An 18,466-nucleotide genomic window follows, 5' to 3' on the forward strand; every position below is an offset into this window, starting at 1 on the left:
CGTGCCGGCCGCCCCGCGCATCGGCTACGCCCCTCGAGGGGGCGGTGCCCACATCGGCTACGCGGTTTTCGGCGAGGGGCCGCCGCTGATCTCATGGGTGGGCGGCACGGTCACGGCATCGTCGGTCTTCGACGAACCACGGTTGGCCAGGTTCATGCGCGAGGCCGGGACGTTCTGCACGCGGATCCTGATCGACCGACGGGGGATGGGCTACTCGGACCCGTTGCCCCCGGGTGCGGTGCCGACGCTGGAGGACCAGGTCGGTGACCTGCTGGCGGTGATGGACCAGCTCGATCTCGACAATCCGGCTGTCAGTGGGAACGCGTGGGACAGCCAAGCGGTGCTGCAGATGGCCGTCACCCACCCAGATCGGGTCTCCCGGTTGGTCCTCACCTCCACCACGCCGTTCCCGGGCGTGGCGCCGGGCTGGGAAGGAGGCGTGCGGGTCGAGGTCATCGAGCAGCTCGCCAAGGAGTACGACCGTCCCGGGCAGGGGCTCGGCCCTGCCCGCATCCTCGACGTGCTCGCGCCGAGCCTGGCCGACGACGACGCGCTCGAGGAGTGGATGGCGGCTGCCGGCCGGGTGAGCCCCGCGACCGCGCGGGCCTACACGGAGATGGCGTTCGCCTCCGACGTCCGCGCGGTGCTGCCCGAGATCACTGCACCGACGCTGATCCTGCACAGCACCCGGGATCGATGGACCCCGCTCGCTGGCGCCAGGTTCATGGCCGCGGAGATCCCCGGGGCACGTCTGGTCGAGTACGACTCCGACAACCACCTGCTCTTCTGCGACCACGTCGACGAGAAGCTCGCCGAGACCGAGGCGTTCATCAGGGGCGACCAGCCAGTCCACGCCCAACGGCGGCTGCTGACGGTCCTGTTCACCGACGTCGTCGGTTCGACGGAGCGACTCTCCGCGACGCCGGACCTCAAGTGGACGGCGCTCCTCGACGAGGTCGACAGCACCGTGTCGCGCCAGGTGCAGCGCCACAACGGTCGGGTGTGCAAGTCCATGGGCGACGGCCACCTCGCGGTCTTCGAGCGGCCGAGCGACGCTGTCGCGGCCGCCCTGGGCATCGGTCGCTCGCTGCGGCTCCTCGGTGTCGAGATCCGAGCCGGAGCCCACATCGGCGAGATCGAGCTGCGCGGCGACGACATCGCGGGGATCGCGGTGCACGTCGGAGCGCGCGTGTCCGGAAAGGCTGGAGCCGGGGAGATCCTGGTGACCCGGACGGTGGCCGACCTGCTGGCCGGCTCGCCCTACCGGTGCGAGCCCGCGGGTGAGTTCGAGCTCAAGGGCCTGCAGGGCAGCTGGGCGCTCGTGCGCGTCAGCTGACCGCCCAGCCGGCGGCGCGGAAGGCGGCGGCGGTCTGATCGGTCCAGATGATCGACTCCTCGTCACGGCCGGGGACGAGCGTGACCTGGGTGGGCACCTTCGGTGCCGGAGGTACGACGAGAGGCTGGCCGCTCACCGGGTCGACCCCGCCGCGGGCGTCGAGGCAGGCGACGTGCGCGATCTCCAGGCCCAACCGGCGCTGGTGGATCGCGAGGCTCAGGACCGCGACCCCGGAGCTGCCGTGCCCCTCGAGGTCGAGCTCGCCACCCGCGTCCCGGGCGTCGCCGACCGCCGCCAGCAGCTGTTCGCGGGTCAGCCCGTCGGGCAGCACCAACGGTCGAGGGCTGGGCCACGGGTTGGGCTGGGCGTCGACATCCACGGGGACCACCGTAGGGTCAGCACCACAGGTCCCGTGGAGCAGGAACCCGGTGTGAGTCCGGGGCGGTTCCGCCACTGTGATCCCCGCTGGTGCGGGGGCAGCCAGACACTGGCCACGGGGCGTCGATCCGATGAGGGGCGAGAACCCCGAGGAGGCTTGGGCAGTCCATGCGCATCGCGCTCTTCTCCACGTCCGACACCGACCTGCTCTCGGCACGGTCCAGCGGCGCCGACTACGTGTGGGCCAATCCTTCGCGCACCGACCGCGACGACCTGGTCGAGCGGGCCTCCGATGCGCAGCTGGTCGTCATCCGGCTGCTCGGCTCGCCGCAGCAGTACGACGACGAGCTGGGCGCGCTGCGTGCCACGGGTCGGCCGCTCGTGGTGCTGGGGGGTGAGCTCACCCCGAGCGCGGAGCTGATGGAGCTCTCGACGGTCCCGGTGGGCCTCGCAGCGGAGGCGCACCGCTACCTCGCGGAGGGCGGACCGCGGAACCTGGACCAGCTGCACCGGTTCCTGTCCGACACCGTGCTGCTCACCGGGGAGGGTTTCGAGGCGCCCGAGGTGATCCCGGCGTGGGGGATCGTCGAGCGTCCGGCGGTCAGCGCGTCGGTGCGGGTGGGCGTGCTCTTCTACCGCGCCCACCACGCGAGCGGGAACACCGACTTCGTGCACGCGCTCTGCGACGCGATCGACGCGACCGGGCAGGCCGTGGCGGTGCCGATCTTCGCTGGCTCGCTGCGCGCGGCGCCCGACGAGCTGTTCGACTTGCTCGGCGAGCTCGACTCGCTGGTGGTGACCGTGCTGGCCGCGGGCGGCAGCACGCCGGCCGCGGTGAGCGCCGGGGGTGAGGACGAGACGTGGGACGTGGAGCGCGTCGCGGCCCTCGACATCCCGGTGCTGCAGGGGTTGTGCCTGACCAGCAGCCGCGAGGAGTGGGCGGCGTCCGACGAGGGCGTCACGCCGCTCGACTACGCCAACCAGGTCGCGATCCCGGAGTTCGACGGTCGGATCAGCACCGCGCCGTTCTCCTTCAAGGAGCTCGACCCCTCGGGCCTGCCGTCCTACGTCGCCGACGCCGAGCGCTGCGCGCGGGTGGCCGGCCTGGCGGTCAACTACGCCCGGCTGCGGAAGGTCCCCAACGCCGAGAAGCGGCTCGCCCTGATGCTGAGCGCCTATCCCACCAAGCACTCGAGGGTCGGCAACGCTGTCGGCCTCGACACGCCCGTCTCCACCGTTCGGTTGCTGCGGCGCCTGCGTGACGCCGGTTACGACCTCGGCGTCGACAACCCCGACAACGTGGTGACCCGGGTGCTCGCGATGGACGACGACACCGAGGCGGGCGACGCGCTCATCCATGCCCTCATCGCGGCCGGCGGCCAGGACGAGGAGTGGCTCACCCAGGCGCAGCTCACCGACGCCCACGTCCGGATCTGCAAGGCCGACTACGACGCGTGGACCGCCGACCTCCCCGCCGACCTGCGCGACGAGATGGTCGAGGCCTGGGGAGAGTCCCCAGGCTCGCTCTTCGTCAACGACGGCAACGAGATCGTGCTCGCCACGATCCAGGCCGGCAACGTGGCGCTCCTCATCCAGCCGCCGCGGGGCTTCGGCGAGAACCCGGTCGCGATCTACCACGACCCCGATCTGGCGCCGAGCCACCACTACCTGGCGGCGTACCGCTGGGTCGAGCATGGCTTCGGTGCCGACGCCGTCGTCCACCTCGGCAAGCACGGCTCGATGGAGTGGCTGCCGGGCAAGAACGCCGCGCTGTCGGCCTCCTGCGGCACCGATGCGGCGATCGGCAGCATGCCGCTGATCTATCCGTTCCTCGTCAACGACCCCGGTGAGGGCGCCCAGGCCAAGCGCCGTGCGCACGCGACGATCGTCGACCACCTGGTGCCGCCGATGGCGCGGGCGGAGGCCTACGGCGACATCGCCCGGCTCGAGGGCCTGCTGGAGGACTACGACAAGATCTCCGCGATGGACCCGAGCAAGCTCGCGGCCATCCGCGGTGAGATCTGGCAGCTCATGCACGCCGCCGAGCTGCACCGCGACCTCGGGCTGGAGGAGCGGCCCGACGACGAGGAGTTCGACGACTTCCTGCTCCACGTCGACGGCTGGCTCTGCGAGATCAAGGACGTCCAGATCCGCGACGGCCTGCACGTGCTCGGCCAGGCGCCGGAGGGGGACGCGCGGGTCAACCTGGTGCTCGCGATCCTGCGCGCCGCGCAGGTCTGGGGCGGTCGCTCGCACGCGGTGCCGGGGTTGCGGGCTGCACTCGGGCTGGCGCCCGACGCCGCGACCGCCGAGGTCGACCGCGTCGAGGCGGAGGCGCGCGAGCTGGTCGAGGCGATGGAGAAGGCCGCCTGGGACCCGGCTTGGGTCGAGGACCTGCACGGGTCGGCCGAGGTGCGCCAGGTGCTGACCTTCGCAGCGACCGAGGTCGTGCCGCGACTGGGCCGGACGACCGACGAGCTCGACCACCTCCTGCACGCGCTGGCCGGCGGCTACGTGCCGTCCGGGCCGTCCGGGTCGCCGTTGCGCGGTCTGGTCAACGTGTTGCCGACGGGTCGCAACTTCTACACCGTCGACCCGCGAGCCGTTCCGTCGCGTCTGGCCTGGGAGACCGGGCAGGCCATGGCCGACTCGCTCGTGCAGCGCTACGTCGACGACGAGGGCAGCTATCCGACCTCGGTCGGCCTCTCGGTGTGGGGTACGTCGGCCATGCGCACCTCGGGTGACGACATCGCTGAGGTGCTCGCTCTCCTCGGCGTGCGTCCGGTGTGGGACGAGGCGTCCAAGCGGGTTCACGAGCTGACCGTCATCCCGCTCGAGGAGCTGGGCCGACCGCGCATCGACGTGACCGTGCGGATCTCCGGGTTCTTCCGCGACGCCTTCCCGCACGTCGTCGCGATGCTCGACGACGCGGTGCGGATGGTGGCTGCTCTCGACGAGCCGCTCGACCAGAACTTCGTGCGCGCGCACACGCTGGCCGACCTCGCCGAGCACGGTGACGAACGCCGCGCGACGACGCGCGTGTTCGGATCGAAGCCGGGCTCCTACGGCGCCGGCATCCTCCAGGTCGTCGAGTCGGGATCGTGGCGCAACGACGCCGACCTGGCCGAGGTTTACACGGCCTGGGGCGGCTTCGCCTACGGCCGGGACCTCGACGGGGTGCCGGCCGCCGAGGACATGCGGGCCCGCTACAAGCAGATCAAGGTCGCGGCCAAGAACATCGACACCCGCGAGCACGACATCGCCGACAGCGACGACTATTTCCAGTACCACGGCGGCATGATCGCGACGGTCCGTGCGCTGACCGGCGCGGACCCGAAGGCCTACGTGGGCGACTCGACCAGCCCCGACGCCGTACGGACCCGGACGCTGCAGGAGGAGACCAACCGGGTGTTCCGCGCCCGTGTCGTCAATCCCCGGTGGATCGGTGCGATGCAGCGGCACGGCTACAAGGGGGCCTTTGAGCAGGCCGCGACGATCGACTACCTCTTCGGGTTCGACGCCACCGCCGGCGTCGTGCACGACTGGATGTACGAGACGTTGGCCAAGGAGTACGTCCTCGACGCGACCAACCAGGAGTTCCTCCGGCGCTCGAACCCGTGGGCCCTGCGTGGGATGGTGGAGCGCCTGCACGAGGCGGCCTCGCGCGGGCTGTGGGCCGAGCCGGACGCGGACGTGATGGCCGCGCTCCAGGCGGTCTACCTGGAGGTCGAGGGCGAGCTGGAGGATCGATGAGGCGCATCCGGATCATCGGGGTCGGCCCGGGCGATCCCGACATGGTCACCCTGGAGGCCGTGGCGGCCATGCGGTCCGTCGACTTCTTCCTCGTCACCGACAAGTCCGGCACCGTGAAGTCCGGCATGCCGGACCCCTTGGTCGTCGCTCGCGAGCGACTGCTCGACCGTCATCTCGACACGCCCGCCGTCGTCGTGAAGGTGCAGGACGCGCCGCGGGAGCGACGCGCCGAGTTCACCGGCCCCGACGAGGACTACCGCGCCGCCGTCCAGGCCTGGCACGACGCGCGGGTGGAGAAGTACGTCGCCGCGTTGGCTGAGCATCCCGGCGACGCCGGCTTCCTCGTGTGGGGTGACCCGGCGTTCTACGACTCGACCATCCGGGTCATCGACTCGCTGCGGAAGCGGATGGACCTCGAGGTCGACGTGATCCCCGGGATCTCGTCGGTCCAGCTGCTCGCCGCGCGGCACCAGGTGGTGCTGCACGACGTCGCCCGGCCGCTGCACGTGACCACGGCGCGCGCGGTCATGGAGGCCGTCGCTGCCGGTCAGAACAACCTCGTCGTCATGCTCAACCGGGTCGTCGACCTCCCCGGCCTCGAGGACTGGCGGATCTGGTGGGGCGGCAACCTCGGCACCCCCGAGGAGGAACTCGTGGCCGGACGGGTCGGCGACGTGCTCGGCGAGATCGAGGCGGCTCGGGAGCGGCTTCGCGCTTCCTCAGGCTGGGTCATGGACATCTACCTGCTCCGCCGATGAGCGCTCTGCTCGTCGCCGGCATGACGTCCGATGCGGGCAAGTCCGTCCTCGCGACCGGCCTGTGCCGTGCCGCGGCCCGTCGTGGCATCAAGGTGGCGCCCTTCAAGGCGCAGAACATGTCGAACAACTCGATGGTCGTTGTGGGTGCCGACGGCGCCGCGGGCGAGATCGGGCGCGCCCAGTGGGTGCAGGCGCTCGCTGCGGGCGCTGCGCCCGAGGTGGCGATGAACCCGGTGCTCCTCAAGCCGGGCAGCGACCGCCGCAGCCACGTGGTCCGGATGGGACAGCCCGACGGCGAGGTGTCGGCGCGCAACTGGCACGACGGTCGCGCCCGGCTCGCGGCAACGGCCTTCGAGGCGTTCGACGACCTGCGTTCGCGCTACGACCTCGTGATCGCCGAGGGCGCGGGCAGCCCGGCCGAGATCAACCTGCGATCGTCCGACTACGTCAACATGGGTCTGGCCCAGCACGGCCAGGTGCCGACGATCGTGGTCGGCGACATCGACCGGGGCGGCTGGTTCGCGTCGGCCTACGGCTCCGTGATGCTCCTCGACGAGGCCGACCGGGCACTCATCAAGGGCTACGTCGTCAACAAGTTCCGCGGCGACGTCGACCTGCTGCAGCCCGGCCTCCTCGACCTGCAGGCGCGCACCGGACGTCCCACCTACGGCGTGCTGCCCTGGCACCCGGACCTGTGGCTCGACTCCGAGGACGCGCTCGACCTCGACGGGCGGCGCTCCGTCGACGGAGCGCGCAAGGTCGCCGTCATCCGGCTGCCGCGGATCTCCAACTTCACCGACCTCGACGCGCTCGGGCTCGAGCCCGGCCTCGACGTGGTGTTCGTCTCCGACCCCTCTCGGCTCGCCGACGCCGACCTGGTCGTGCTGCCGGGCACCCGCTCGACGCTCGCCGACCTGGAGTGGCTGCGCCTGCGCGGGCTGGACCGGGCGATCCTCGCCCACGCCGAAGCGGGACGCCCCGTGCTCGGGATCTGCGGCGGGTGCCAGATGCTCGGACGCAGCATCGCCGATCCCGACGGCGTGGAAGGACCTGCCGGAGCCGCGGTCACCGGGCTGGGGCTGCTCGACCTCACCACGATCTTCCGACCCGAGAAGACCCTGCGGCTGCACGAACCGGCGGGCTACGAGATCCACCACGGTCGCGTGACGGGCGAGTCCCGGGCGGGCACCGTGACCGGCACGATGGTGCACGGGTCGCTGGAGGACGACGACGTGCGGTCGTCGTACCTGCGCGAAGCGCTGGGCATCGACTCGACCGTCTCCTTCCCCCAGGCACGTGAGCGGCGGCTGGACCTGCTCGGCGACCTGGTCGAGGAGCACCTCGACGTCGACGCGCTGCTGGAGCTCGCCGGATGAGGGTGCTGATCCTCGGCGGCACGTCCGAGGCCCGGGAGCTCGCCCTCGCACTGGTCGAGGACGGGCTCGCCGTGACGACCTCGCTCGCCGGTCGGGTGGCCGAGCCGCGGCTGCCCGTGGGAGCGGTGCGCATCGGTGGGTTCGGGGGAGTCGACGGCCTGCGCTCCGCGCTTCGGGAGTACGACGTCGTGGTCGATGCCACGCATCCCTTCGCCGCCGGCATGACCGCCAACGCCGCCGCGGCCTGCCCGGCCGAGGGCACGCCGTTGCTCCGGCTCGAGCGGCCCGGGTGGTCGGACCGCTCGCAGCCGTCGTGGACCTGGGTCGACACCCACGAGGAGGCGGCCGCTGCTGCGGCTCGCCTGGGGGAGCGGCCGTTCGTCACGGTGGGTCGTCAGGAGCTCGGCCGGTTCGTCGCGCCCCTCGCTGACCGTGCGGTGCTCGCCCGGGTCGTGGACCGGCCGGAGATGGACCTCCCGCCCACCTGGACTCTGCTGACCTCCCGCGGCCCCTACCTGCTCGACGGTGAGCTGGCCCTGATGCGTGACCACAGAGCCGACGTGCTCGTCACCAAGGACTCCGGCGGCAGCTACACGTGGCCCAAGATGGAGGCCGCCGCCGAGCTCGGCGTTCCGGTCGTCATCGTGCGCCGGGCTGCCGGACCGGTGGGGGTGGAGACGGTGAGCGAGGTCGCCGAAGCGGTCGCGTGGGTCCTTGGCCATATCGATACTCGATAGTATCGATCTTCGATATGGTGACGCGGTGGGCACCTATCGACGCAGTCCCGGCTTCTTCTTCGCGCGCGGACTTCTCGGGGTCTGCGGGATGTCTGGGGTCCTCGCGGTCCTCTTCAAGGTGATCGACGTCGCCACCGCCGACTCCCTGCACCGCGAGATCCGGAGTCGCGCGCGCGGCGTCGAGATCGAGCACCCTTCACTGGGGTTGTCGGTTCTCGACGCCGCGCCGACGGTGGTCGGGGGCCTGACCATGGCCGCGGTGGCCTGGCTCCTCCTCATCGTCGTCATCGACATCCAAAGGGGCCAGGTGTTCGACGACAAGGCTGCGCGGCGACTCCGGACTTCTGCGCTCGTGATCACCGTCGGCATCCTCGCCCACGCGCTGATAGCCGCCTGGGCGGACATCGCGGTCCTGAAAGCGGCGCCTCGTGGGCGCGGCGGAAACGACTACTCCTACTACTTCGTGGGAGCTGTGCTGCCCGCGGCGCCCTGGTTCCTCGTCGCCGCGCTGCTGGCGGTCTTCGCGCATGCTTTCCGCGAGGGCCTGCGTCTGGTCCAGGACAGCGACGGACTCGTCTGATGCCGGCCGACGACCATCGCGTGATTACCCGGCTAGAGGCACTGCTCGACGAGCGTGGCATGACGCTCGCAGCGCTGGCTGACGCCACCGGAGTGACCGTGGTCAACCTCAGCGTTCTCAAGAACAACCGGGCGAAGGCGATCCGGTTCTCGACGCTGACCGCGATCTGTGACGCCCTGGCCTGCGAACCAGGAGACGTGCTAGTCCTCGGGTGACAGCTGAGACCTGACGTAGTCCGATCCGATGCGGATGTCGCGCTCCTCGTCGTACGGCGCCTGCCAGAGCTGGAAGAGCTGCCGCCCGCTGTAGAGCCGGTAGTCGTTCCCGTCGAACTCGTCCTCGGCGGTCTCGGCGGCGGCGAGGTCGAGACCGGTCGCGCAGTAGCGGACGCGGTAGTCGCCGGCAGGCAGCCGCCATGAACGCGAGAACGATTCGAAGCTGCCCATCCAAATGGCGCGCCTCACCTCGAGTGAGACCTCGACGACGTCCTCGCACCACTCAGGGATCGGCGGTCGCTCCGTGTGGGTCTCGATCCGTACCGCGTACTTCCCGTACAGCGCCGGTGCGTTGATGACGATCCTGCCGGGCTCGGTGGTGTTGAGGACGCGCGATGTCTGACCGCCGCGGAACCGCGGGTAACCGCGTGCAGTCAGGAACCACACGCCCTCCTCGACGACCCAGGGGCGGTCGAAGAGCACCTGGTCCGTGAGCTCGGCCGTCGATGTCGACCCGGTCGAGCCCTCCGTGGCAAGCGGGTCCGTCGGCAGGGTGGCCGAAGGGAACGGATCGCTTGCTACCGGATCGTTCGTCGCCCCGCATGCCGAGCAGGCAAGGAGGAGTCCGATCACGAGCAGGCGGAGTGAGTGGGCCACGGCGGGGATTCTGCCGGAGCGCGGCGCTGTTGGAGTCGTCATCGCCAGCGAGGCCCATGGACCCCGCTGGCAATGACGACCGCGCCCGTCAGTCGTTGTCGACGACCTTGATCCGGAACCGCTGCGCCTCGCCGTTGCCGAGGTCCACCTTGAGGGCGACGTACTCGGCCCCCTCGGCCCGCTGGTCGTCGAACGTCGGGAGCTCGAGCTTCGCGGAGGTCCGCCCGGCGCGGATCTGGCCGTAGAGGCCGACGTAGAGCTTCCACAGCGGCCGGCTCGCGTCAGAGGCGTTGCCGTGGGTCGACAGCCACTTGGCGGGGACGTCGGTGCCGCGGAGGTCCTCGCCGCGGGTGCGGACGGTCTGGGCCCAGAGGTACTGGTCCAGCGCGATGGGGCTGCTCATCGTCACCTTGATGGTGATCGTCTCTCCCTCGCGGACACTGGCCGGGGCATCGATGTCGAAGGTAGGCGCCGGGTCGTCCTCGACGACGAAGAGCTCGCCGAGGTAGTCGTCGGTCGCGATGCCCGACATCGGCCAGAGAGCCACCTGGATCTGCTGGTCATAGCCCCACTGGTCGTCGGCCTCGTAGGTGACCGGGATCGTGCCCGACTTCTGACCGGGTGCGACGTCGACCACCAGGCGCTGGACCTGGCCACGCTGCTGGCCTGCGGTGAAGACCGAGAAACGTGCAGGCGCGGTCACCTTGCCGGTGATGGTGAAGGGGATGCGGGCGACCTTGGTGCCGCCCGTGCCCTCATCGACCTGAACGCTCTTCACGCGCAGCTGCGGCAGGCGCTGGGTCTGTGCTGCCGGCAGGACGTCGGGTGCCGCTGCCACGTCGGCGATCCACACGTGGCCCTCGGGGGAGCCGGCGACCAGGTCGACCGCGGTGATGTCGGTGAGGTCGACGCCGCCGGCGCCGGTCGCGTCGACGATCACGGTGGTCGCCCACAGCTTGGTTGCGCCCGGTACCTCGGGAAGGGCTTGAGGTTGCGTGCCGGCGAGCGGCTCGAGCACCGCCGACTGGCCGGACCCGTCGGTGATCCGGACCTGCACCTCGGGGGACGCGAAGGCGGGGTCGGCGATCGTCCGCAGCTCGAGCCGGTCGCTCGACAGGTCGAGCGGCGTGTCGAAACGGAGCCCGCCCGTCGCACCAGCGGACTGCCACGAGAACTCGAGGAACTTCCGCGTCGGGACGGCCTCACCGTCCATCGGCCAGTGCGGCGTGACGTTCTGGTTGTTCCGGCCGCAGATGGCGAACGACGCTGCCGACCACGACGCGATGCCGTTGCACAGCCGGGCATCGGCGTCGCCGGTCGCGATGGTGGGGCGGGCCTGCGAACCCGGACGGCGCTCGTCCCGGCCGCCGTTGACCGCGTGGCTCAGCACGTAGGCGTCGTCGATCGAGTCGACGGTGACGGGGGAGCCGTCGTACATCGGCAGGTAGCTGTCGTCGCCCGTGAAGAGGTGGACGGCGCCCGCGACGTAGGCCCGGCCGACCTTGCGCTGACCCTGCGGGGACAAGCGGTCGGGGTGCTTGCGGCCGCAGGTGGCGTCGGCGTCGCCGCCCCAGTCGTCCCACGACGGCGCCGCCGCGGTGCTCGGGGTCCACTCGGTGTTGAAGAAGTTGTGGTTGGCACCCATCACCAGCACGGAGCTCTTGAGGGACGTGTCGTCCTTGGCGATGTCACGACCCACGTCAGTGAACCGCTGGCCCTGGAGGTCGTAGACGTCGCCGTCGCAGTAGGGCAGGACGGTCAGGGTCGGCACATAGGGCGCCGTGTGCCAGGCGAAGTCGACCGGCGCGAGGAGGACCTGGCCGGCGATGCGGTACGGCGCGGTCGCCGGGATCTGGATCGACGCCCGGTCGACCCCTTCGCCACCACGGCTGTGGCCGACGAGGATGACCTGGTCGAGGTCGACCTGGTGCTCGGCCGCCAGGTCGACCCACCGGTCGAGGTGGGCGCGGACGACGGCCGCGCGAGCGTCGGAGCCGCCGTCGGGGAGCTGCCAGTCCTGGGCGTTGATGCCGTTGACCCGGATCGAGACCGTGGCGTAGCCCTGCGAGGCCAGGGTCTGCTGGATGTAGTCGTAGCCGAGCTGGCTCGGGATCTCCTCGAGCGGTGCCTTGCACGGCCAGCTGTCGTCACCCCAGTCGTCAGGGTCGACCGGGTTGTAGCAGACGCTGTGACGGCCGTGGAGGAACAGCACGAGCGGCCGCGGGCCGGTCGGGGCGTCGGCGGCCGGCTCGACGACGTGGCCGACCATCTCGATCGGCTCCTTCATGCCGGCGACCTTGAGCGGCTCCCACTCGTAGTCGCTCGTGACGGTCGCGTAGGGCCCGGGCTTGCCGGGGTCGCTGGCGTCGAGCTCGGTGGTCACGCGCCGCGGCACGGTGTCGTCGACCGTGCCGACGCCCGGGTCGAACCCTGCTTCGTCGAGGCGGTCACCGGAGAGGACGACGTCGAGGTCGGTCGGCGTCGGGGCCTGGTCGGCGGTGACCACGGCGGTCACGGTCCGTCCGTCGGCACCGATCGTGGGGGAGCCGAAGGCGAGATCGTCGCCGACGATCGTCGGGCGGTCGGAGCTGAGAGGGAGAGACTTGGGCGAGGTCCACGAGACGGCGTAGCGGCCATTGCCGAGGTCGTCGACCTGCCAGCCGTGGGGTGTGTTGTCCACGGCGGAGCCGAGGTTGGTCGGGGCTGCGGCGTGCGCCGCGGGGGTGAGGGTCGGCGTCAGCGCCGTGGCGGCTGAGGCGGTGAGGGCGAGCAGGGGCCAGAGGAGTCGTCGCGCTTGCACACCGTTCATGACGCGATTCTGGGGGGTTTGGTTGCCGTTGCGACCAGACTTTCGCCTTTATCTTTGAAACCGTGATGAGACGTACGGCGATCTGGGTGTTCGTGTGCGTCGTCGCGCTCGCGTTCACGGCCTGTGGGTCCGATACGTCCGACGACTCCCCGGCGGAGGCCGACGGCACCAGTGGTCGGCTCACCATCGACTCCGCCGGGCCCCATCCGATCAATGCGCCGCCGGACAAGTACTTCGACCTGTCCCACCGGCTCGCCGGCCTGGTCGATGCTGAGGACGCGGAGTTCTCCGGCAGCTGGTACGACCCCGACACCGACCAGATGGTCGTCGGAGCTGCCACCGACAAGGGCGTGGAGATCCTGACGAAGCGGGGCTTCGTCGACTCCGCCGAGCTGCGCGTCGAGCGGGTCCGGTGGAGCCTGCGTGCGGGTCAGGACGAGGTCAGGCAATGGGAGGAGGGCTCGATCCTGGCCGAGCGAGTTGTCATGTACGGCACCCTGCCGCAGGGCGACGGCTTCCTCGTCGGGATCACGGGCGACGATCTCACCGACGAGGAGCGGGCCGACCTTCTGGAGCTGCCCGGTCGGATCGAACTCGAGACGGGGCAGATGCCGGCACAGCTGGGCTGACCCTCACGCGGCGAGCGGGAAACCGCCGGGCAGCGCGGTGACCTGGCAGGCGCAGGTGTCGCTGCACGGCAGGTAGGTGTGCACCGCGTGGCCGCAGCCCGAGCACGGCAGGTCGTGGGAGAGGTGCTGGCTGTTCTGGTCGGTGGTCCACATGGTCCTGCCTCCTTGCTGGTGGGTGGGTGGTGCTTCATCTCCTCCACGAACGGCGACCACCGATTTCGACACCGCATCCGCAATTTCTTTTCGGCGGGATCTGCGATGCTCCCGCCATGACGGAGCCGATCGACCCCCACGTCCTCGAGCCCGGCCACGCGCCGACCCCGTTCACCGGCGACCAGATCCGCGCGGCGACCAAGGTGGGCAAGACCCTGCGGCGGGTCGTCGAGGAGGCCGGGGAGGCGCCGTACTTCCTCATCAGCAGGTTCGTCCAGGTCGAGGAACAGACGGCGGTTCTCGAGCGCTTTCGCGAGAGCTTGGACGGCGAGCCGATCGGCGAGCCGGTCCGCAATGAGATGCCGTGGCTCGGGCTGCAGCGGCACGCGTCGTTCGCGGCCGAGGCGACCACCATCGAGCCCGAGACGCTCGACACCCCGATCGGCCTCCTCGACTGCCTGCGCTACACGGTGCGCGACGGCGACGAGGAAGACGTCTTCTGGTTCGCCAAGGACCTGCCCGGTATGCCGATCCAACAGCTGTCCCGGGTCGACGGCGAGGTGGTGTCGACCGTGACGATGGTCGAATACATCGCCGGCGACTGACCGGGTCCGCGTCAGCGGAGCACGACGCGCACCGGTCGTGTCTGGTCGGTGACGAGCGTGGCGGGCCCCGGTCGCGCGGTGCTCGGGACCTCGATCGTCCACGACACGTCGCCGGAACCGTCGGCATCGACGGTTCCGAGCGTCCAGGTGCGACCGCGTTGGACCAGTCGCAGCTCGACGTCATCGAGTGGCTCGACTGGCTCGGGCTCATCGCAGTGCCGACTGCAGCCGACGGTGCAGCTGCCGACGTCGTTGCACCCATCGTTGAAGTGACGGCCCGCGACGGTCGACGTCCCGCGGGGAATCGCTGTGTCGGGGACGATCGAGAGGGTGGGGCCGGCACAGGAAGCAGCCGCGGGACCGTCGGGGTAGGGAACGACTGCCGAACCGAGGAGGACGGCAATGAGGGTCGGCGTTGAGCGCTTCATGCGCTGGCTATCCCGCCACGAAGACGTCGTAGGCAGCGCAGTCCGCAGGGACGTCGACGCCGGCGATCTCGAACGAGCCGGGCGACGCTCCGTCGGCCTCCCGCCCCTCGGCCGACCCCATTGCGACGTGGAATTCCTCGCCGACCGCGACCTCGCCCCACTCCGGGATGTCGATGGTCAACGGGTCCTCATCGACGACCTCGGTGCCGTGTGGGAACACGTAGACCCGGCCCTCCGCGCCCAGGCAGCCGCCGACGACCTCGAGCACCCCGCCGGCCCTGATGTCGGAGGCACCGCCGTCGTACTCGCCCACGAGGACCGTCACCCCGTCGACCTCGATGACCTGTCCCTGGCAGCTGCGCAGGCCGAGGACAACGACGAGCGCGACGACGATCGTCGCGCCGATCAACCAGGGCGACCGACGACGGAGCGCGAATGCGGCCATGGGTGATCATCACTCGCGCCGATCCATTCGGGTGCGCTCGTTTGAGTAGCGCTACTCATCCGTTATCGGTCCGCGACCAACACGCTAGGTGCATGACGATCGCAACCGACCACCCGACCGGCGCCGACCAGACCCGCACGACGCGGGGGCTGCTCATCACGACCGCTCTGCTCGTGGTGCCGCAACTGATCCTCGCCGTGGTCGTCCTCGTCCTCACCTGGACCGAGCTCTCGGGCATGACGCCACGCGAGCGGGCCGATTCGTATGCGAGCCTCGGCTACTACGTCGCCGGGATCATGGCGGTGCCGCCGCTGCTCGCCGGCCTGCTGGGCGGCGGCGCGTGGGCCTGGCGGGAGCGGCCACTCGGTGTCGGTCTCGCGACGGGCGCGGTCGTCGTCTCAGGCGTGGCCGTGATGATCTACCTGCGGAGCTACCTGCCGGGCTTCGTCGGCGTGTTCGGCTTCTGATCGCCATCGCACCTGACGTTTCGGCCCCGAATTCGGTGAATCAGGGACCGAAACGTCAGGTACGACGGCGGGCGAGTGCGCCGCAGGCGGTGACCAGAGCAGCGGCGATGCCCACGTGGCGGGCGAGCCGGCGGGCGCGGGCGAGGTCCCCGCGGACCGGCGCGCGGCCGTCGCCGAGGATGGCGCGGTGCTCGACCCACTGGTCGTCGCCGGCTCCGTAGGTGTTGGTGCCGCCGAGGCGGATGCCCAGCGCACCGGCGAAGGCCGCCTCGACGGGGCCGGCGTTGGGGCTGGGGTGTCCGGTTGCGTCCCGGCGCCACGCACCGACGGCGCCCGCCCGGTCCTCGCCGAGCGCGACGGCCAATGCGGCGGTCAGTCGGGATCCGGGCACGTTGAGCACGTCGTCGAGCCGCGCGGACGCCCAGCCGAATCGCTCGTAGCGCGCCGACCGGTGCCCCACCATCGCGTCCAGCGTGTTGGCGGCGCGATAGCCGAGGAGGCCGGGCACGCCCGCGACGGCTCCCCAGACCAGGGGTGCGACGACGGCGTCGGAGGTGTTCTCGGCGAGCGACTCGACCGTCGCGCGCACGACCTCCGACTCGGAGAGGCGCGAGGTGTCGCGGCCCACCAGGTGGGTGAGCTGGACCCGGGCATCCGCGAGGTGTCCGGCGTCGAGCTGCTGCTGGATCGCTCGGCCTTCGCGATCCAACGACGTGCCACCGAGGACTGCCCAGGTCGCGATCGCGGTCGTGATCGTCCGGGGGAGAGTCCGCTCGGCCGTGACGCCGAGGACGATGGCACCGCCGACCAGCGTCGCGGTGTAGGCCACCCCGGCTGCTCGCTCGTCGCGCCACCACCGGCGTTCGAGCGCAGCGGCAACCGTGCCGAAACCCGCGACGGGGTGCCCCCGTCGCGGGTCGGCGAAGACGCGGTCTGCGGCGTAGCCGAGCAGCAATCCGGCTGCCCGGCTGGCCGCTGTGGTCACAGGCTCGCGGCCAGCGCTCGCCGTTCGGCGTCGGCGGTCGCGTCGTCGTACAACTTGCCGACCAGCAGGGTCAGCGCCACGGCGATCGTCGCCCAGATCGAGGCGAGGGTGAGGAGGGAGGCGCGGCGGAAGTACCAGAGCGTGTCGGCGGGGAAGGTGCCGAGCTCATCGACGCTCGGCAGCAGCAGACCGGCCACGACGACGACCACGACGTAACCGCCGGCCGCCATCAGTGCCGCGTTGACACCGTCGAACCTGCCGGAGAGCCGCCGTGCGACGACCACGGCAGCGATCGCCGCGAGCACCGAGACCAGCAGCAGGGCGAAGTAGTCGCTCGTGCGGTGGCCGATCGTGTCGGGGCTGCCGACCGCGGGGGGCGTGGCGGGGTACTTGAGGAACGGCACCAGGGCCACCGACACGAAGCCGATGCCGCCGACGAGCAGCGTCGAGCCGCGCGCCGACACGCGGCCGAGCCGGCCGATGACCGAAGCCGAGGCGAGCGCGGCGAGGCCGCCGAGCGCCGTACCGACGACGGCCATGCCGGTCAGCAGGCCCCAGCTCTTCTGGTTGTCGCGGGAGATCTCGACCATGCCGGGTTTGTCGGCCTCGGCCTCCTCGGCCTGCATCTCCTCGTGCGTCAGGTGGGCGGCAGCGGCCTCCTCGAGACCGATGGCGTCGTCGATGTGCGGCTCACCGAACGCGAAGGCGACGGCGAAGCCGATGAGTCCGGCCAGAAGGCCGGCGACGAGGCCGCGGATCAGGAACGCGGCCGGCGTCAGGGCAGGCTTACGCCCAGGGTTGTGCGTGATCATGTCGGTCCCGGCTCAGTGGCAGGGGTAACCGAGCAGGTGGCGCGCGTCGTGCACCCACTCGTGCACGGCGTTGCCCGCGGGCAGCGAGATCGCGCCCTGGTCGGCGCTCACGAAGAAGATCGCGAGCATCGCGAGCAGGCCGTAGAAGACGACCCAGGTGCCGATCTGGAGCAGCGGGATGGCCGGAAGCTCGACGGCGGGGGCGAGGGGAGCAGCAGACGACTGCGACATGTTTCCTCCTCAGGGATTCTGCGTCCCTGTCAGTTGGGGTGGAGTTGTGCGGACCCTCGGGTCTGACTCGTCCACCCACCAGGAGTGGCATCTCAGTAGCGCGACTGTGCCGGATTCACACCGACTTCCTCGTGCCCGCAAGCCGCAGCCTAGGGCATCGCGCGGGCGCGGCGGCAGCCTGTCCGATGCTCACTTCCACGTGTCGACGACGAAGTCGCGGAAACGCGCCGCGGGTGGCGGCAAGTCGCGGTCGAGGCGCCACGTCAGGCCGATCGTGCGACGTGCGGCGCTGCTCGCGATGGGGATGCCGACGGTGCCTGATGCGCCCGCAAACATCTCCGGGACGATCGCGACACCGAGGCCCGCGGCGACCAGTCCCTCGATGGTCGCGAGGTCCTGGCTCTCGAACGAGATCGTCGGGGCGACGTCAGCGGCTCGGAGGAGCCCGTCGAGCAGGGTGCGATAGCCGAAGCCGAGCGGGGTGGTCACGAGCTCCTCGTCAGCGAGGTCAGTGAGACGGACCCGCTTTCGGCCGGCGTAGCGGTGCCGTGGGGGCACGACCAGCACGAGGGTGTCCTCCTGGACCGGATGCCAGCCGAAGGCGCCCTCGGGTCGCGCCGACATGATGGCCAGGTCGGCGGCGCCCGACATCAGGTCGCGGAGCATCTCGTGCCCCGGCTCCTGGGAGAGGAGCACCCGGACGCGCGGATAGCGCTCGTGGAAGTCGCGGAGCAGCTGAGGGACCAGCGAGCTGGCGATCGAGTCGAGGAACGCCAGCCGGACCACGCCGGTCTCCGGGTCGAGGGCGCTCGCGAGCTCGTCGACGAGCTGGGCGTAGCGAGCGACGACGTCAGCGGCGGCGCCCACCACGAGGTCGCCGTACGGCGTGGGGTGGACGCCGTCCGCCGCCCGCTCGAACAGGCGGACACCGAGCTCGTCCTCCATCCGCGCCAACGCTCGGGACAGCGTCGGCTGGCTGACGCCGAGGGCGTAGGACGCCTCGGTGACGTGCTCGTGCTCGGCGACGGTCAGCAGCCACGCGAGATCGCGGATCAGCATGCTTCGAGGGTCGCACACCTCATGCAGAGAGCGCATGAAGATTGACGACAGAT

20 protein-coding genes and 1 riboswitch are annotated in these 18,466 nt (G+C 70.8%); of the genes, 10 read left to right on the forward strand and 10 right to left on the reverse strand.

The window, feature by feature from the left end:
* Position 1: 1 nt before the first annotated feature.
* Positions 2-1,336, forward strand: a complete 1,335-nt coding sequence (locus F0U44_RS16355; protein WP_149729437.1) for an adenylate/guanylate cyclase domain-containing protein — start codon at positions 2-4, stop codon at positions 1,334-1,336.
* Here F0U44_RS16355 and F0U44_RS16360 read toward each other — a convergent pair.
* On the reverse strand, positions 1,329-1,715 hold the full coding sequence (locus F0U44_RS16360) for a hypothetical protein (RefSeq protein ID WP_149729438.1): 387 nt from the start codon (positions 1,713-1,715) through the stop codon (positions 1,329-1,331). The two genes, F0U44_RS16355 and F0U44_RS16360, sit on opposite strands and share 8 nt — an antisense overlap.
* Positions 1,711-1,846, forward strand: a riboswitch (cobalamin riboswitch). Its footprint overlaps the gene before it by 5 nt.
* A 36-nt stretch (positions 1,847-1,882) precedes the next feature.
* Here F0U44_RS16360 and cobN point away from each other — a divergent pair.
* The 6 genes from cobN to F0U44_RS16390 are packed head-to-tail and all read left to right on the forward strand — an operon-like array spanning position 1,883 to position 9,133.
* Positions 1,883-5,467, forward strand: a complete 3,585-nt coding sequence (cobN, locus tag F0U44_RS16365; protein ID WP_149729439.1) for a cobaltochelatase subunit CobN — start codon at positions 1,883-1,885, stop codon at positions 5,465-5,467.
* The gene (gene cobF, locus F0U44_RS16370) at positions 5,464-6,225 is read left to right on the forward strand and encodes a precorrin-6A synthase (deacetylating) (protein WP_149729440.1); all 762 of its coding nucleotides are present in this window, start codon (positions 5,464-5,466) and stop codon (positions 6,223-6,225) included. Before cobN ends, cobF begins: the two co-directional genes overlap by 4 nt.
* Complete coding sequence (locus tag F0U44_RS16375; RefSeq protein ID WP_149729441.1) at positions 6,222-7,601, forward strand: cobyric acid synthase; 1,380 nt, start codon at positions 6,222-6,224, stop codon at positions 7,599-7,601. The genes cobF and F0U44_RS16375 overlap by 4 nt, the downstream gene beginning before the upstream one ends.
* Positions 7,598-8,338: a cobalt-precorrin-6A reductase gene (locus F0U44_RS16380; protein WP_149729442.1), complete on the forward strand. Its 741-nt coding sequence runs from the start codon at positions 7,598-7,600 to the stop codon at positions 8,336-8,338. The genes F0U44_RS16375 and F0U44_RS16380 overlap by 4 nt, the downstream gene beginning before the upstream one ends.
* A 25-nt stretch (positions 8,339-8,363) precedes the next feature.
* Positions 8,364-8,918 (forward strand): DUF2975 domain-containing protein, encoded by a 555-nt coding sequence (locus tag F0U44_RS16385; RefSeq protein WP_149729443.1) that lies wholly within the window; start codon positions 8,364-8,366, stop codon positions 8,916-8,918.
* Positions 8,919-8,938: 20 nt separating this feature from the next.
* Complete coding sequence (locus tag F0U44_RS16390; RefSeq protein WP_438616495.1) at positions 8,939-9,133, forward strand: helix-turn-helix domain-containing protein; 195 nt, start codon at positions 8,939-8,941, stop codon at positions 9,131-9,133.
* On the opposite strand, the gene F0U44_RS16395 is transcribed toward F0U44_RS16390, so the two are convergent.
* Both F0U44_RS16395 and F0U44_RS16400 read right to left on the reverse strand, forming a co-directional pair.
* A complete protein-coding gene (locus tag F0U44_RS16395) occupies positions 9,119-9,790 on the reverse strand; it encodes a hypothetical protein (RefSeq protein WP_149729445.1) in 672 nt (223 codons plus the stop codon). The two genes, F0U44_RS16390 and F0U44_RS16395, sit on opposite strands and share 15 nt — an antisense overlap.
* 88 nt (positions 9,791-9,878) lie before the next feature.
* The gene (locus F0U44_RS16400; protein ID WP_149729446.1) at positions 9,879-12,599 is read right to left on the reverse strand and encodes an alpha/beta hydrolase; all 2,721 of its coding nucleotides are present in this window, start codon (positions 12,597-12,599) and stop codon (positions 9,879-9,881) included.
* 62 nt (positions 12,600-12,661) lie between these two features.
* Here F0U44_RS16400 and F0U44_RS16405 point away from each other — a divergent pair, with 62 nt between their 5' ends.
* Complete coding sequence (locus F0U44_RS16405; RefSeq protein WP_149729447.1) at positions 12,662-13,228, forward strand: hypothetical protein; 567 nt, start codon at positions 12,662-12,664, stop codon at positions 13,226-13,228.
* 3 nt (positions 13,229-13,231) lie between these two features.
* On the opposite strand, the gene F0U44_RS23065 is transcribed toward F0U44_RS16405, so the two are convergent.
* Positions 13,232-13,381, reverse strand: a complete 150-nt coding sequence (locus tag F0U44_RS23065) for a hypothetical protein (RefSeq protein ID WP_188113523.1) — start codon at positions 13,379-13,381, stop codon at positions 13,232-13,234.
* Between the two features lie 116 nt (positions 13,382-13,497).
* Here F0U44_RS23065 and F0U44_RS16410 point away from each other — a divergent pair, with 116 nt between their 5' ends.
* Positions 13,498-13,986 (forward strand): hypothetical protein, encoded by a 489-nt coding sequence (locus F0U44_RS16410; protein ID WP_149729448.1) that lies wholly within the window; start codon positions 13,498-13,500, stop codon positions 13,984-13,986.
* Positions 13,987-13,997: 11 nt separating this feature from the next.
* On the opposite strand, the gene F0U44_RS16415 is transcribed toward F0U44_RS16410, so the two are convergent.
* Both F0U44_RS16415 and F0U44_RS16420 read right to left on the reverse strand, forming a co-directional pair.
* The gene (locus F0U44_RS16415) at positions 13,998-14,414 is read right to left on the reverse strand and encodes a hypothetical protein (protein ID WP_149729449.1); all 417 of its coding nucleotides are present in this window, start codon (positions 14,412-14,414) and stop codon (positions 13,998-14,000) included.
* A gap of 7 nt (positions 14,415-14,421) precedes the next feature.
* Positions 14,422-14,859, reverse strand: a complete 438-nt coding sequence (locus tag F0U44_RS16420; RefSeq protein WP_149729450.1) for a hypothetical protein — start codon at positions 14,857-14,859, stop codon at positions 14,422-14,424.
* A 92-nt stretch (positions 14,860-14,951) separates the two neighbouring features.
* Here F0U44_RS16420 and F0U44_RS16425 point away from each other — a divergent pair, with 92 nt between their 5' ends.
* A complete protein-coding gene (locus F0U44_RS16425; protein ID WP_149729451.1) occupies positions 14,952-15,326 on the forward strand; it encodes a hypothetical protein in 375 nt (124 codons plus the stop codon).
* A gap of 55 nt (positions 15,327-15,381) precedes the next feature.
* On the opposite strand, the gene F0U44_RS16430 is transcribed toward F0U44_RS16425, so the two are convergent.
* The 4 genes from F0U44_RS16430 to F0U44_RS16445 form a co-directional block, all read right to left on the reverse strand.
* Complete coding sequence (locus F0U44_RS16430) at positions 15,382-16,311, reverse strand: cobalamin biosynthesis protein (RefSeq protein WP_149729452.1); 930 nt, start codon at positions 16,309-16,311, stop codon at positions 15,382-15,384.
* Complete coding sequence (locus F0U44_RS16435) at positions 16,308-17,123, reverse strand: CbtA family protein (protein ID WP_246160563.1); 816 nt, start codon at positions 17,121-17,123, stop codon at positions 16,308-16,310. The genes F0U44_RS16430 and F0U44_RS16435 overlap by 4 nt, the downstream gene beginning before the upstream one ends.
* A 12-nt stretch (positions 17,124-17,135) precedes the next feature.
* Positions 17,136-17,354 (reverse strand): CbtB domain-containing protein, encoded by a 219-nt coding sequence (locus tag F0U44_RS16440; protein WP_149729453.1) that lies wholly within the window; start codon positions 17,352-17,354, stop codon positions 17,136-17,138.
* Between the two features lie 189 nt (positions 17,355-17,543).
* Positions 17,544-18,413, reverse strand: coding sequence for a LysR family transcriptional regulator (locus F0U44_RS16445; protein WP_149729454.1), 870 nt, complete (start codon positions 18,411-18,413; stop codon positions 17,544-17,546).
* Positions 18,414-18,466: the final 53 nt, after the last annotated feature.

Source organism: Nocardioides humilatus, assembly GCF_008373755.1.
Taxonomy (GTDB): Bacteria; Actinomycetota; Actinomycetes; order Propionibacteriales; family Nocardioidaceae; genus Nocardioides; species Nocardioides humilatus.